At 68.6% G+C, this 14253-nt stretch carries 12 protein-coding genes; 1 reads left to right on the top strand and 11 read right to left on the bottom strand.

The annotated features are described in order from the left end of the window. Positions 1-35: 35 nt before the first annotated feature. A complete protein-coding gene (locus ACFW9O_RS23810; RefSeq protein WP_384611953.1) occupies positions 36-842 on the top strand; it encodes an Fpg/Nei family DNA glycosylase in 807 nt (268 codons plus the stop codon). Between the two features lie 79 nt (positions 843-921). Here ACFW9O_RS23810 and ACFW9O_RS23815 read toward each other — a convergent pair whose 3' ends face one another. The 11 genes from ACFW9O_RS23815 to ACFW9O_RS23865 all read right to left on the bottom strand — a co-directional run. After that, the gene (locus ACFW9O_RS23815; RefSeq protein WP_384611955.1) at positions 922-1128 is read right to left on the bottom strand and encodes a hypothetical protein; all 207 of its coding nucleotides are present in this window, start codon (positions 1126-1128) and stop codon (positions 922-924) included. 277 nt (positions 1129-1405) lie between these two features. After that, entirely contained in the window at positions 1406-1600 is a 195-nt protein-coding gene (locus ACFW9O_RS23820; RefSeq protein WP_351167765.1) for a CsbD family protein, read from the bottom strand. A gap of 65 nt (positions 1601-1665) precedes the next feature. Next, on the bottom strand, positions 1666-2136 hold the full coding sequence (locus ACFW9O_RS23825) for a DNA starvation/stationary phase protection protein (protein WP_351167763.1): 471 nt from the start codon (positions 2134-2136) through the stop codon (positions 1666-1668). 198 nt (positions 2137-2334) lie between these two features. Then, on the bottom strand, positions 2335-2718 hold the full coding sequence (locus ACFW9O_RS23830) for a helix-turn-helix domain-containing protein (protein ID WP_384611957.1): 384 nt from the start codon (positions 2716-2718) through the stop codon (positions 2335-2337). Positions 2719-2827: 109 nt separating this feature from the next. Next, the gene (locus tag ACFW9O_RS23835; RefSeq protein ID WP_384611959.1) at positions 2828-3340 is read right to left on the bottom strand and encodes a CinA family protein; all 513 of its coding nucleotides are present in this window, start codon (positions 3338-3340) and stop codon (positions 2828-2830) included. Continuing rightward, the gene (gene pgsA, locus ACFW9O_RS23840) at positions 3337-4116 is read right to left on the bottom strand and encodes a CDP-diacylglycerol--glycerol-3-phosphate 3-phosphatidyltransferase (protein ID WP_351167759.1); all 780 of its coding nucleotides are present in this window, start codon (positions 4114-4116) and stop codon (positions 3337-3339) included. Before pgsA ends, ACFW9O_RS23835 begins: the two co-directional genes overlap by 4 nt. Beyond that, the gene (gene rimO, locus ACFW9O_RS23845; protein ID WP_384611960.1) at positions 4113-5594 is read right to left on the bottom strand and encodes a 30S ribosomal protein S12 methylthiotransferase RimO; all 1482 of its coding nucleotides are present in this window, start codon (positions 5592-5594) and stop codon (positions 4113-4115) included. Before rimO ends, pgsA begins: the two co-directional genes overlap by 4 nt. A gap of 152 nt (positions 5595-5746) precedes the next feature. Continuing rightward, complete coding sequence (locus tag ACFW9O_RS23850; RefSeq protein WP_351167755.1) at positions 5747-6547, bottom strand: helix-turn-helix domain-containing protein; 801 nt, start codon at positions 6545-6547, stop codon at positions 5747-5749. Positions 6548-6760: 213 nt separating this feature from the next. Beyond that, on the bottom strand, positions 6761-9523 hold the full coding sequence (locus ACFW9O_RS23855) for a DNA translocase FtsK (RefSeq protein ID WP_384611962.1): 2763 nt from the start codon (positions 9521-9523) through the stop codon (positions 6761-6763). A 109-nt stretch (positions 9524-9632) separates the two neighbouring features. After that, positions 9633-10313, bottom strand: coding sequence for a response regulator (locus ACFW9O_RS23860; protein ID WP_351167751.1), 681 nt, complete (start codon positions 10311-10313; stop codon positions 9633-9635). Between the two features lie 244 nt (positions 10314-10557). Then, positions 10558-14253: HAMP domain-containing protein (locus ACFW9O_RS23865; protein WP_384611964.1), on the bottom strand; the 3696-nt coding region annotated here is incomplete at its 5' end.

The raw sequence follows: 14253 nt of genomic DNA on the forward strand, positions 1-14253 counted from the left end.
TCCCGTCCATGCCGGGGGCCGCGCATCATGGAGACATGCCCGAAGGTGACACCGTCCTGCAGACCGCCAAGCGCCTCGACGCGGCGCTCGCAGGTCATGTGCTGACCCGCTCCGACCTTCGGGTCCCCCGTTTCGCCACCGCGGACCTGACCGGACGTGCTGTGCTCGATGTCACCGCGCGGGGAAAGCATCTCCTCACCCGCATCGAGGACGGTCTCACCCTTCACAGCCACTTGCGGATGGACGGTGCCTGGCGCGTCTACGGCGCGGGAGAACGCTGGGGCGGCGGGCCCGCCCACCAGATCCGAGCCGTCCTCGCCACCGCGGAGCACACCGCCGTCGGCTACCGGCTCCCCGTCCTCGAGCTGCTCCGCACCCGGGACGAGGAGCAGGCCGTCGGCCATCTCGGCCCTGATCTGCTGGGGCCGGACTGGGAACCGCACACCGCTCTGCGCAATCTGCTCAGCGACCCCGCACGCCCCCTCGGGGAAGCGCTCCTGGACCAGCGCAACCTGGCCGGCATCGGCAATGTCTACAAGTGCGAGCTCTGCTTCCTGGCCCGCGTCACCCCGTGGCTGCCCGTGGGCGAGCTGCCGGTGCCCACGGCCGGCCGGCTGGTGACGACCGCCAAGCAGCTCCTCGAAGCCAACCGTGACCGCCCCACACGGACGACTACCGGCCCTGTCGCCGCTCTCGGCCGGGCCCCCACGCGGGAGCGGCTCTTCGTCTACGGCCGGGCCCACCGCCCCTGCCTGAGGTGCCGCACGCCGATCCGGAAAGCGGACCAGGACGACCGGCCCACGTACTGGTGTCCGCGCTGCCAGTCGGGGCCCACTCCTTAGAGGACGCCCGCCGCGGGGCCGGGTCACTCGCCACGGCACCGCCGCGCGCGGGAATCACTCCACTCCGAACTCACTGCTTTCACGACGGTCCGGCACGGCCCTCTTTCGCCGCGCGCCCGTGCCGGGCAGTCGCCGTCACATGAACGGGCAGCAGGCTCAGCCCCCAGCCGCCGGCCGCCACCGCGCCCTCGACCAGTCCGGCGTGTTCAGGCGCCAGTAACAGGCGGAGCACGGCCCACCACCACACTCCGCCGAGGACGAGCACCAGCGCCCACCGCCGCACCATGGCTGCCTCCTCCGGCCGACGCTGGACGCTAGTACGGCTCGATCCGCTGAGGGGAGGGCGCACCGGTGCACTACCGGCGTGCGCGGCGCGAACAGGGCGATGACGCGCACTCTCCGACGGGCCGCTGGGAGAGGGTGGAACCGCGGCCCTCCCCGCAGTTTCCCCCGATACGGCCCCGCCTGCATCCCGCACCCCGGTGTGCCTGCCGACATGCGTACGCCCCCGCGACAGGAGTCAGCGGGGGCGTACGCGGCCTTCGGGCCGCTTCGACAGGGAACTAGCGGCCGTCACCGTCGGTCATCGAGTCCTTGACACCCTTGGCGCGGTCACCGGCTCCGCCCAGGGCGTCCTTGGCCTTGGCCTTCGCCTGGTCGGCCTTTCCCTCGGTCTCCATGCGGCGGTCACCGGTCAGCTTGCCGGTGGCTTCCTTGGCCTTGCCCTTGGCCTTGTCCATCTCGTTCTTGCCACTCATGTTCACTCCTCACTCGTTCGCCGCCGGCCGCTGACAACAGCTGCCGGCTGGTCGCCGGTCGCTGGTCAGGCACTCTCGGCTTGGAACATCCAGGCGTGCTTCTCGAGATCCGCCGTCAGCGTGATCAGGATGTCCTGGCTGACGGGATCCGGCTCAGCGGTCGCGTCGATCCGCTCCCGCATGCGGTCGACGACCACACGGAGGGCGTCCACGAGTGCCCGTACCGCGTCCACGTCCTTGATCCAGCCCTCCGGTACGGAGTCGATGGCCGTGGTCTTGGCGAGGGTCCGGCTTCGCCCGTCAGGATTGACACCGACCGCTGAAGCCCTCTCCGCGACCGTGTCCGAATGCTGCCGCGCCGTGTCCACGACCTCGTCGAGCTGAAGGTGTACGGACCGGAAGCGCGGACCGACCACATTCCAGTGGACCTGCTTCGCCGCCAGGGAAAGGTCGATCAGGTCGACCAGGGCGCCTTGCAACGCATCCCCCACGACCTTGCGGTCGCTCTCCGACAACGGACTCTTCACGACAGACATGCGATTCTCCGATCAGATTGCTGTTCGGCGTACCACCCGTCCACGATGGCACATATGTCATAAAACACTCATCGGGCGGCTGCTGCGAGACTTCGCCTCACTCCGCGCCTGCCCGGCGAACAGCCCCGCACACACCGAAAGCCCCGGCCGACCCATCAGGGTCGACCGGGGCTTTCGGTTCTCATTGAACCACGCAGGTCAGGCGGCGACGACATCCACCGCTTCCGCGGGCGCCTTGATTGTCACTCGTCCCGTCGGCACGCCTGCGACCGACGACACGGAGACGGAATTGAGCATTGGGCGTACCGGCACAGGCACCGGGTCGCTGGCAGCTGCCGACTCGGCCAGCTCTGCCAGAGACAGTTCATCGCTCACTTCACGCATGAGCTGGGACATCCGTACGTCAAGCGCGTCGCAAATGGCGGAGAGCAGCTCGGAGGATGCCTCCTTCTGCCCCCGCTCCACCTCGGAGAGATAGCCGAGCGAGACTCGGGCGGACGAGGAGACTTCGCGCAGAGTACGGCCTTGGCGCTGGCGCTGCCGACGCAGCACGTCACCAAGCAGGCGACGGAGCAGAATCATCGGTGGCTCCCTCCTCGGACCGCGTAGCCGCATCCTTCACGCCCCACCGTACCGCCTTGCGCTGCGGCCGTGCGGGGAGCGATGTCGTGTTCACTCAGGGCTGCAAACATCAATTCCCCCCGTTCTGTTCCGTATCCTGTGCCCTCGCATTGTCGCCGAGTTCGCCGGAGAGCAGCTCGAGAAGGCTCCGTACACTCTCTCTACGGATGTCCGCCCGCTCGCCGTTCAACCTCAGCTCGGCGACTTTCTGTACGCCACCGGGCCCGGAGACCGCCACATAGACCGTTCCGACGGGCTTGCCGTCCTGCGGCTCGGGACCCGCCACCCCGGTGGTCGACACTCCCCAGTCTGCGCCCAGGGTCAGCCGTACGCCCGTTGCCATCGCGCGCGCGACGTCGGGGTCCACCGCACCGCGCTCGGCGAGAAGCAGCCCGTCGACGCCCAGGACGTCATGCTTCAGGGACGTCGCGTACGCCGTGACGGACCCGCGGAAGGACCGCGAGGCGCCGGGTACAGAGGTGAGCTCCGCGGCGACCATGCCGCCGGTGAGTGACTCGGCGACGGCGAGTGTCTCGCCCCGCTCCACGAGCCGCCGCAGCACCCGGGCCGCCACGGCAGTCACCGCTCGGCCTCCGCGGCGCCCCGGCTGCCGGTCACGGGCTCCGCGGCCTCTCCGCCGGCTTCCGTGCTCGAAGCGCAGTGCCCCGTGCCCGAGTCCGCTGCCGCCGTGACCGCCTCCATGGCCGCGTACCGCTCCGCCGCCAGCCCTTGGCGCCTCAGCACGACGGCCTGGCGCACATAGTCGAGGCCGGTGACGACCGTCAGCACGACGGCGGCCATCATCATCCAGAAGCGCATCGTGGCCAGCGGCCCCGTCAGCACCAGGACGTACATCCCGACGGCCGTGCCCTGCGCCAGCGTCTTCATCTTCCCGCCGCGGCTGGCCGGAATCACCGCGTGCCGGATCACCCAGAACCGCATGAGGGTGATGCCGAGTTCCCGGAAGAGGATCACGCCCGTGATCCACCACGGCAGATCCCCGAGCGAGGAAAGGCAGATGAGCGCCGCGCCCATGATCGCCTTGTCGGCGATCGGGTCGGCGATCTTCCCGAAGTCCGTCACCAGGTTGTACGCGCGCGCCAGATGGCCGTCGAACAGGTCGGTGATCATCGCCACGGCGAAGGCCGCCCACGCGAAGGACCTCCAGACCGGGTCGTAGCCGCCGTCGTGCAGGAGCAGCATCACGAAGCCCGGGACCAGCAGCAGCCGCACCATGGTCAGGATGTTGGCGATGTTCCACAGACCGGCCTGGTTGACGGCCGCCGTGCCCAGCTTGCCGCCGCGGGGTACCGGCGTCGCGCCGGAGCCGCCTGCCGCGGATGCCGGGACTCCCGTCATCTGGCTGCCTCCGCAAGCTCGTGGTGTTCGGCCACGAGGTCCACTCCCTCGGAGCCCACTGCCTTTGCCTCGACCATACGGCCCGGCACGAGACCCTCGCGTGCGGTGAAGACGACCTGACCGTCCGTTTCGGGCGCCTGGTGCGCGGCACGGCCCACCGCGACGGGACCGTCCTCCTCGGACTCCACCGACTCGACAAGAACCTGAAGGGTCTCGCCGACCCGCTCCTCGGCACGCTGCGAGGTCAGTTCCTCGGCCAGCTGCGAGATGTGGGCGAGCCGCTCGGCGATGACGTCGGCGTCCAGCTTGTTCTCGTAACCGACGGCTTCGGTGCCCTCCTCGTCGGAGTAGCCGAACACCCCGATGGCGTCCAGGCGCGCTCCGGTGAGGAAGCGTTCCAGCTCGGCGAGGTCGGCCTCGGTCTCGCCGGGGAAGCCGACGATGAAGTTCGACCGGGCACCGGCCTGCGGCGCCTTGCCGCGGATGGTTTCCAGAAGCTCCAGGAAACGGTCCGTGTCGCCGAAGCGTCGCATCGCGCGCAGCACGCCGGGGGCGGAGTGCTGGAAGGAGAGGTCGAAGTAGGGGGCGACCTTCGGCGTGGACGTGAGGACGTCGATCAGTCCGGGGCGCATCTCGGCGGGCTGCAGATAGCTGACGCGGATCCGCTCGATCCCGTCGACGTCGGCGAGCTCCGGCAGCAGGGTCTCCAGGAGCCTGATGTCGCCGAGGTCCTTGCCGTACGAGGTGTTGTTCTCGGAGACCAGCATGACCTCCTTGACGCCCTGCTCGGCGAGCCAGCGCGTCTCCCCCAGGACGTCCGACGGACGCCGGGAGATGAAGGACCCCCGGAAGGAGGGAATGGCGCAGAAGGTGCAGCGGCGGTCGCAGCCGGAGGCGAGCTTCACCGACGCGACGGGGCTGGTACCCAGCCTGCGGCGCAGCGGTGCCCGCGGACCGGATACGGGCGCGAGGCCCTCCGGGAGGTCGGCAGGAGCCGGCGTGACCTCCTCCTGGGCGTGTCCGGGCAGCGCGACGGCGGCGTCCTGCCGCTCGGCCGGGCTGATCGGGAGCAGTTTGCGCCGGTCGCGCGGGGTGTGGGAGGCGTGGATGCCGCCGTTGAGAATGGTCTGCAGGCGGTCGGAGATGTCGGCGTAGTCGTCGAAGCCGAGGACCCCGTCCGCTTCCGGCAGCGCCTCGGCGAGATCCTTGCCGTAGCGCTCGGCCATGCAGCCGACGGCCACCACGGCCTGGGTTCTGCCGTGATCCTTCAGATCATTGGCTTCGAGCAGGGCATCGACGGAGTCCTTCTTGGCGGCTTCGACGAATCCACAGGTGTTGACGACGGCGACATCCGCGTCGGAGGCGTTCTCGACGAGCTCCCAGCCGTCCGCTGCCAAGCGGCCTGCGAGCTCCTCCGAGTCCACCTCGTTACGGGCGCAGCCAAGAGTGACAAGGGCGACGGTACGGCGTTCGGGCATGGGCTCAAGACTACTTTGTCCCGGCACTCGTCCTGCCGTGCAGGGTTCACTGCTACAGGGAGTGACCGAACACCGGGTGACGCGCTAGGAAAACAAGGACGGTGAGCACCCGGCGCGACTGCCGGGCACTCACCGCTGAGGGGCGGGGGAGGTCAGCCGACCTCGGGATCACCCTTCGTGTACGAAAGCCGCTCGACCTGACCGGGCTCGAAACGGTCGTCGACCTTCTTGCCGTTCACGAAGAGCTCGATCGCCCCGGCGTCCCCGAGGACCAGATCGACGCGCTCGTTGTCCTGGAAGGTCTTCGAGTCGCCCTGGAGCAGGATCCCGTCGAAGAGCAGCCGCCCGTTGTGGTCCTTCGCCGAGATCCAGCTCTTGCGCTCGGTGGCGCTGAGCTTCACCGTCACCTTGTCGCGCGGAGCTGCGGCGATGGCGCTTTCGGAGGGCACGGGCTTGGGGTCGGCCGGCTTGGTGGTAGTGGTGGGCTTGGGAGTCGTCTTGTCGGGCGTGGAGCCCTCCGCGACCTGTGCGGTCCCGGAGCCGTCGTCGCCGTTGAAGAGTGTGAAACCGACGAAGCCGATCACGGCGACGATCGCCGCGACCATCGCCGCGGTCCAGTTGGGCCGACGGGGTTCGGAACGGATCCGTTCCGCTTCGAACAGCGGCGCCGCGGGCGTGGGCGCAGGACGGCCGCCATGCTCGGCGTCGTACTGCGCGACCAGCGGATCCGGCTCCAGCCGAACGGCGCGGGCGAGCATTCGGATGTGACCGCGCGCGTACACGTCGCCGCCACTGCGGGAGAAGTCGTCGTCCTCGATCGCGTGCACGATGGGGATGCGCACCCGGGTGGAGCTGCTGACTTCCTCGACCGTCAGACCTGCGGCGATACGAGCCTGATGAAGCGCGCGACCGATCGAAGGACGGTCGTCTTCGGGGGAGTTGCCGATGGACACGGGGGCGCCTTTCGAGCGTGAGCCACCTGCTGGATGTTCAGTCTAGGGGTGGTACGAAAGGGTGGGGCAACCGGGAGGGACGACTTTGTACGCCATCGGGTTCGCCGGACAGCCCCTTGGGCAATGCAGGGGATGGAGCAGAAGACGGATCATCCCGCTGCTCCTCCCTTCAACTTGACGTACGACCGGGCGAAACGGTTGCCCGCAAAACTCTTACGAAGCGGTTTCCCCACGAATGACGGCCAACACTCCGTCGATCTCGTCCGGTTTCACCAGTACATCGCGCGCCTTGGAACCCTCGCTGGGGCCCACGATGTTGCGCGACTCCATGAGGTCCATCAGCCGGCCCGCCTTCGCGAAACCGACCCGCAGCTTGCGCTGGAGCATCGACGTCGAACCGAACTGGGTGGAGACGACCAGCTCGGCGGCCTGGCAGAGCAGATCGAGGTCGTCGCCGATGTCCTCGTCGATCTCCTTCTTCTGCTTCGTGCCGACCACCACGTCCTCGCGGAAGACCGGCGCCATCTGATCCTTGCAGTGCTGGACGACTGCCGCGACCTCGTCCTCGGTGACGAACGCTCCCTGCATGCGCGTGGGCTTGTTCGCACCCATCGGCAGGAACAGTCCGTCACCCTTTCCGATGAGCTTCTCGGCGCCGGGCTGGTCGAGGATGACGCGGCTGTCGGCGAGGGACGAGGTGGCGAAGGCGAGCCGTGAGGGCACGTTGGCCTTGATCAGTCCGGTGACGACGTCGACCGAGGGCCGCTGGGTGGCGAGCACCAGGTGGATGCCGGCGGCGCGCGCCAGCTGGGTGATGCGGACGATGGAGTCCTCGACGTCACGCGGTGCGACCATCATGAGGTCCGCGAGCTCGTCGACGATCACCAGCAGATAGGGGTACGGGGACAACTCGCGCTCGCTGCCCTCGGGGGCCTTGGCCTTGCCGTTGCGCACCGCGTGGTTGAAGTCGTCGATGTGCCGGTACCCGTACGCCGCGAGGTCGTCGTAGCGCAGGTCCATCTCCCGTACGACCCACTGAAGTGCCTCGGCGGCCTTCTTCGGGTTGGTGATGATGGGCGTGATCAGGTGCGGAATGCCTTCGTACGCGGTGAGCTCGACCCGCTTGGGGTCGACCAGCACCATCCGGACGTCCTCCGGGGTCGCCCGCACCATGACCGACGTGATCAGACAGTTGATGCAGGAGGACTTGCCGGACCCCGTCGCACCGGCGACCAGGACATGCGGCATCTTCGCGAGATTCGCCATCTCGTAGCCGCCCTCGACGTTCTTCCCGAGCGCCACGAGCATGGGGTGGTCGTCCTCGGCCGCGTCCGCGAGGCGCAGCACGTCTCCGAGATTGACCATCTCCCGGTCGGAGTTGGGGATCTCGATGCCGACGGCGGACTTCCCCGGGATCGGGGAGATGATCCGGACGTCGGGGCTGGCGACCGCGTACGCGATGTTCTTGGTCAGGGCGGTGATCCGCTCGACCTTGACGGCCGGTCCCAGCTCCACCTCGTACCGCGTGACCGTGGGGCCGCGGGTGAACCCGGTGACGGCCGCATCGACCTTGAACTCCATGAAGACGTTCGTCAGCGAGGCGACGACCGCGTCGTTCGCGGCACTGCGCGTCTTGCCGGGCCCGCCGCGCTCCAGCAGGTCGAGCGAGGGCAGGGAGTAGGTGATGTCGCCCGAGAGCTGGAGCTGCTCGGCGCGCGGAGGAAGGGGCTGGGACCGCTCGGGGGCGGGCTTGGTCAGGTCGGGTACGCCACCGGAGGACGGCGACGCGGCCTTTCCGGCCCGGTCGCCCGACGGTGCCTTCTCCCCCGCCCTGGCCCCTGGCACGGGCGTTCCCGTCCGCTCGCGGTCCCGCTCGGTGGAGACGCCCTGCGTCAGATCGGCGACGACCGGCGAGGGCGGCATTCCGTTGAGGACGGCACCGTCGAGCGCCGCCGCAGCCGCGGCGGCCACGTCCACGGCGTCCATCGTGCGGTTCATGGCGGGATGGACAGAGGGCGTGCGCGGACGGCGCCGCCTGGCCGGCGCCGCGCCCTCCTCATGGTCCGGGTCGTAGTCGCCGTCCGTCTCCGAACGGCGTCCCGGGGAACGCCGCGAGCGTTCGGGCAGCGCTTCGCGCCACTGCTCGTCGTACCGGTCGTCGTCGTGCCCCTCCTCGCCGTGCTCGTGCACCGGGTCGACGATGCCGAGCTTGGAGCCGAGCAGCCGCAGCCGCTGCGGAATGGCGTTGACCGGGGTCGCGGTGACGACCAGCAGACCGAAGACCGTCAGGAGCAGGAGCAGGGGTACGGCGAGGACCTCGCCCATCGTGAAGACGAGCGGCTTGGAAGCGGCCCATCCGATGAGCCCGCCCGCGTCCTGCATGGCGCCGGTGCCGTCCTCACGGCCGGGCGATCCGCAGGCGATGTGGACCTGGCCGAGCACTCCGACGACGAGGGCGGAGAGGCCGATGACGATACGGCCGTTGGCCTCGGGCTTCTCCGGATAGAGGATCAGCCGCACCGCGACGGCGCCCAGCAGTATCGGCACGAGCAGATCGAGCCGGCCGAACGCACCGGTCACGAGCATCTCGACGAGATCACCGACGGGGCCCTGCAGATGCGACCAGGTGCCCGCCGCCACGATCAGCGCGAGACCGAGCAGCAGCAGGGCGAGACCGTCCTTGCGGTGCGCGGGGTCGAGTCCCTTCGCGCCGCGCCCTATGGAACGGAACACCGCGCCCACACCGTGTGCCGTCCCGAGCCAGAGGGCACGGACGAGCCGGTACACGCCCCCGGTGGGGGAGGGTGCGGGTTTGGGCACGGGCTTCTTGGCCACGGCCTTTTTGGCGGGGGCTTTCTTCGCGGGCGCGGTCTTCTTGGCGGGCGCGGCTTTCTTCGCCGGTCCCTGGGTACGGCCGGCACGCTTCGCGGTGCCCGCCGTGCCCTGGGAACCCTTGCCGGACGTACGTGAGGCCATGTGCCTGAGGTTACCGGTGTCTACGGCACGGGACACGTGTGCCTACCGCTTCACCCGACCGTGTCGCCCTGCGTGGGCGCCGAACTGACGCTTCCTCAACCGCCGCAGGTCAGCCCTGCGAGGGCAGAGCGGCTCCGGAGCCGCCTGCGCCGGGCTCCAACGCGTCGAGTGCGCGGCGCAGTCCGGTGAGCTTGCGTTCCAGGTGGGCGGCAGTCGCCACGGCCGCGGCGTCCGCCGACTCGTCGTCCAACTGCTTGGAGAGGGCCTCCGCCTGTTCCTCGACCGCGGCGAGCCGCGCCGAGAGTTCGGCCAGCAGACCGGCCGGCTCCTTCTCGTCGGCGCCCGCGTGGGCACCGCCCTCGAGTTGGAGCCGCAGCAGCGCCGCCTGTTCACGCAGCTGACAGTTCTTCATGTACAGCTCGACGAATACCGAGACCTTGGCGCGCAGCACCCAGGGGTCGAAGGGCTTCGAGATGTAGTCCACCGCTCCTGCCGCATAGCCCCGGAAGGTGTGATGCGGACCGTGGTTGATCGCGGTGAGGAAGATGATCGGGATGTCCCGGGTCCGCTCGCGTCGCTTGATGTGCGCGGCCGTCTCGAAGCCGTCCATGCCTGGCATCTGGACGTCCAGCAGAATGACCGCGAAATCGTCCGTGAGCAGCGCTTTGAGCGCCTCCTCCCCTGACGATGCCCGTACCAGTGTCTGATCGAGCGCAGAGAGGATGGCCTCCAGCGCCAACAGATTCTCCGGCCGGTCATCGACCAGGAGGATCTTGGCCTTCTGCATCATGGCCCGTCCTCCTCGCCCCGGGATCGCACCGGGTGCCGCCCCAGGGGACGACTCCCTTACGCCGTCCGTCCTTGTGCCGGTCATGGTAGCCGCACCCCGCCCGTCGCCACACCCTGTCACCGAGATGTCACTGTGCACGTACCGAAAACGCGGTGGAAGACCAGAAGGTTCCCCGGAAAACCCGGCCTCACACCCTTTCGAGCAGAGCAGGTCGACACCGCACCAGAACTCTCACCGCGTCCGGTCACTCTCCGCTCATCCACTTCTCCATGACCGACAGCAGATGATCAGAATCGACCGGCTTCGTGACGTAGTCGGACGCTCCGCAGTCGATGGCCTTCTCACGGTCGCCCTTCATCGCCTTTGCTGTCAGCGCGACGATGGGCAGTCCGGCGAACTGCGGCATCCTGCGGATCGCCGTGGTCGTGGCGTATCCGTCCATCTCGGGCATCATGATGTCCATCAGCACGATCGTCACATCGTCGTGCTGCTCGAGGACTTCGATGCCCTCGCGCCCGTTCTCCGCGTACAGCACCGACAGGCCGTGCTGCTCCAGCACGCTGGTGAGCGCGAAGACATTGCGGATGTCGTCGTCGACGATCAGCACCTTCTCCCCGTGGAAGCGGAACGTCCGGCGCTGCTCGGGCTCTTCCTGCCCTCCCTGCACCCACTCCCCCTGTGGGGAACTCTCCTCCGCGGTCCTGCCGTTCGCCAGGGCCGGGCGCTGCGCCGATCCGCCCAGCGCCTTGCGCCGACGCCTGAACATCCCGGCGGAGTTGGCCGGATCCCCCAGGGGCAGTTCGGCACCGTTGCGCTGCGAGGCCTCCAGGTGCAGAGCTCCCTCGCCGGAGCTCCCGTGGACCTCGATGGGGCCGGGCCCCATCTGCGGGTAGCCCTGCGGCGGCAGTTCGCTCGCGTGCAGCGGCAGGTAGAGCGTGAACGTCGAGCCGCGCCCCGGCTCGCTGGCGGCGTGGATCTCGCCGCCCAGCAGCCGGGCGATCTCGCGGCTGATGGACAGGCCGAGGCCCGTACCGCCGTACTTGCGGCTCGTGGTGCCGTCCGCCTGCTTGAAGGCTTCGAAGATGACCAGCATCTTGCTGGACGCGATTCCGATTCCGGTGTCGGTGACCGAGAAGGCGATGAGGTCCCCGTCGGCGTCACGCAGCGAACCGGCCTCGAGCAGGTGCTCCCTGATCGAATTCGGCACATCCGCGCCGGCCGGCCGGATCACCAGCTCCACGGCACCGCTGTCGGTGAACTTCACCGCGTTGGAGAGCAGGTTGCGCAGCACCTGGAGCAGCCTCTGCTCGTCGGTGTGCAGCGTGGCGGGCAGCTCCGGGGACACCCGTACGGAGAAGTCGAGGCCCTTCTCCGCAGTGAGCGGCCGGAAGGTCGCCTCCACGTAGTCGACCAGCTGGACCAGTGCGATCCGGGTCGGGCTGACGTCCATCTTGCCCGCCTCGACCTTGGACAGGTCGAGGATGTCGTTGATCAGCTGGAGCAGGTCGGACCCCGCCCCGTGGATCGTCTCGGCGAACTCCACCTGCTTCGGCGAGAGATTGCCCTCGGCGTTGTCCGCGAGCAACTTGGCCAGAATCAGCAGCGAGTTGAGCGGTGTGCGCAGCTCGTGCGACATGTTGGCGAGGAACTCGGACTTGTAGCGCATCGAGACCGCGAGCTGTTCGGCGCGCTCCTCCAGGACCTGCCTGGCCTCCTCGATCTCGGTGTTCTTCACCTCGATGTCGCGGTTCTGCTGGGCCAGCAGCTCGGCCTTCTCCTCCAGTTCGGCGTTGGAGGCCTGGAGCGCCTTCTGCCGGTTCTCCAGCTCCTGGGACCGGTCGCGCAGCTGCTCGGTGAGCTCCTGGGACTGTTCGAGGAGCTTCTCGGTCTTCGTGTTGACGCTGATGGTGTTGACGCTCGTCGCGATCATCTCTGCGAGCTGGTTGAGGAAGTCGCGCTGGATGTGGGTGAACGGCTGGAACGACGCCAGCTCGATCACACCGAGCACCTTGCCCTCGAACAGCACCGGCAGCACGATGACGTGCGCGGGCGGTGCCTCGCCGAGGCCGGAGGAGATCTTCAGATAGCCCGGCGGCACATGGTCCACCTGGATCGTCCGCTTCTCCTCGGCCGCCGTCCCGATGAGCGTCTCTCCCGGCCGGAACGAGGTCGGCATGGAACCCGCCGAGTAGCCGTAACTGCCGCGCATGCGCAGCTCGTACGAGCTGTCCTTGCCTCCGTCCGCACCCACCTCGGCCGCGTCACCCGTGGTCATGGCCAGGAAGAACGCACCGTGCTGGGCGGATACGACCGGCGTCAGCTCGCTCATGATCAACGAGGCGACGTCGTCCAGGTCGCGACGGCCCTGCATGAGGCCCGAGATCCGGGCGAGGTTGCCCTTGAGCCAGTCCTGCTCCTTGTTGGCCAGGGTGGTGTCCCGCAGGTTGGCGATCATCGTGTTGATGTTGTCCTGCAGCACCTGGATCTCGCCGGCCGCGTCCACGTCGATCTTGAGGTTGAGATCGCCCCGGGTCACCGCGGTGGCGACCGCGGCGATGGCACGCACCTGACGGGTCAGGTTCCCGGCCATCTCGTTCACCGACTCGGTGAGGTCGCGCCACGTCCCGTCGACGTCGCGTACCCGGGCCTGACCACCGAGCTGGCCCTCGGTGCCCACCTCACGGGCCACCCGGGTCACCTGCTCGGCGAAGGACGAGAGCTGGTCGACCATCGTGTTGATGGTGTTCTTCAGCTCCTGGATCTCGCCGCGCGCATCGATGTCGATCTTCTTGGTCAGATCGCCCTTGGCGATCGCCGTGGTGACCGTGGCGATCTGGCGGACCTGACCGGTCAGGTTGGATGCCATCGAGTTCACGGACTCGGTGAGGTCCTTCCAGGTGCCCGCGACACCCGGGACACGTGCCTGGCCGCCCAGCTCGCCCTCGGTACCCACCTCGCGCGCCACGCGGGTCACCTCGTCGGCGAACGAGGACAGGGTCGTCACCATCGTGTTCACGGTGTCGGCGAGCTCCGCGACCTCGCCGCGTGCCTCGACGGTGACCTTCTTGGTGAGGTCGCCGTTGGCGACCGCGGACGAGACCCGGGAGATGTTGCGCACCTGGCTGGTCAGGTTGTTGGCCATCAGGTTGACGTTGTCGCTGAGGTCCTTCCAGATGCCCGTCGCACCGCGCACCCTGGCCTGACCACCGAGGATGCCTTCGGTGCCCACCTCACGGGCGACTCGCGTCACCTCGTCGGCGAAGTTGAGCAGCTGGTCGACCATCGTGTTGACCGTCGTCACCAGTTCGAGGATCTCGCCCTTGGCGTCGACGGTGATCTTCTTGGAGAGATCGCCCTTGGCGACCGCCGTGGTCACCTCGGCGATGTTGCGGACCTGGAGGGTCAGGTTGTTCGCCATGCCGTTGACGGACTGTGTGAGGTCCTTCCACGTACCGGAGACTCCCTGCACCTCCGCCTGCCCGCCGAGGATGCCCTCCGTACCCACCTCGCGGGCCACCCGGGTCACCTGCTCCGCGAAGTTCGAGAGCTGGTCGACCATCGTGTTGAGGGTGTTCTTCAGCTCCAGGATCTCGCCCCGGGCGTCCACGTCGATCTTCTGCGACAGGTCACCCCGCGCCACCGCCGTGGCGACCTGGGCGATGTTGCGGACCTGGGCGGTGAGGTTCCCCGCCATGCCGTTCACCGAGTCGGTCAGATCGCGCCACACGCCGGCCACACCCGGCACCTGCGCCTGGCCGCCGAGCCGTCCGTCCGTGCCCACCTCGCGGGCCACCCGGGTCACCTGGTCGGCGAAGGCCGAGAGCTGGTCGACCATCGTGTTGATGGTGTTCTTCAGCTCCAGGATCTCGCCCCGGGCGTCCACGTCGATCTTCTGCGACAGGTCACCCCGCGCCACCGCCGTCGTCACCTGGGCGATCTC

Source organism: Streptomyces sp. NPDC059499 (assembly GCF_042749285.1).
Taxonomy (GTDB): domain Bacteria; phylum Actinomycetota; class Actinomycetes; order Streptomycetales; family Streptomycetaceae; genus Streptomyces.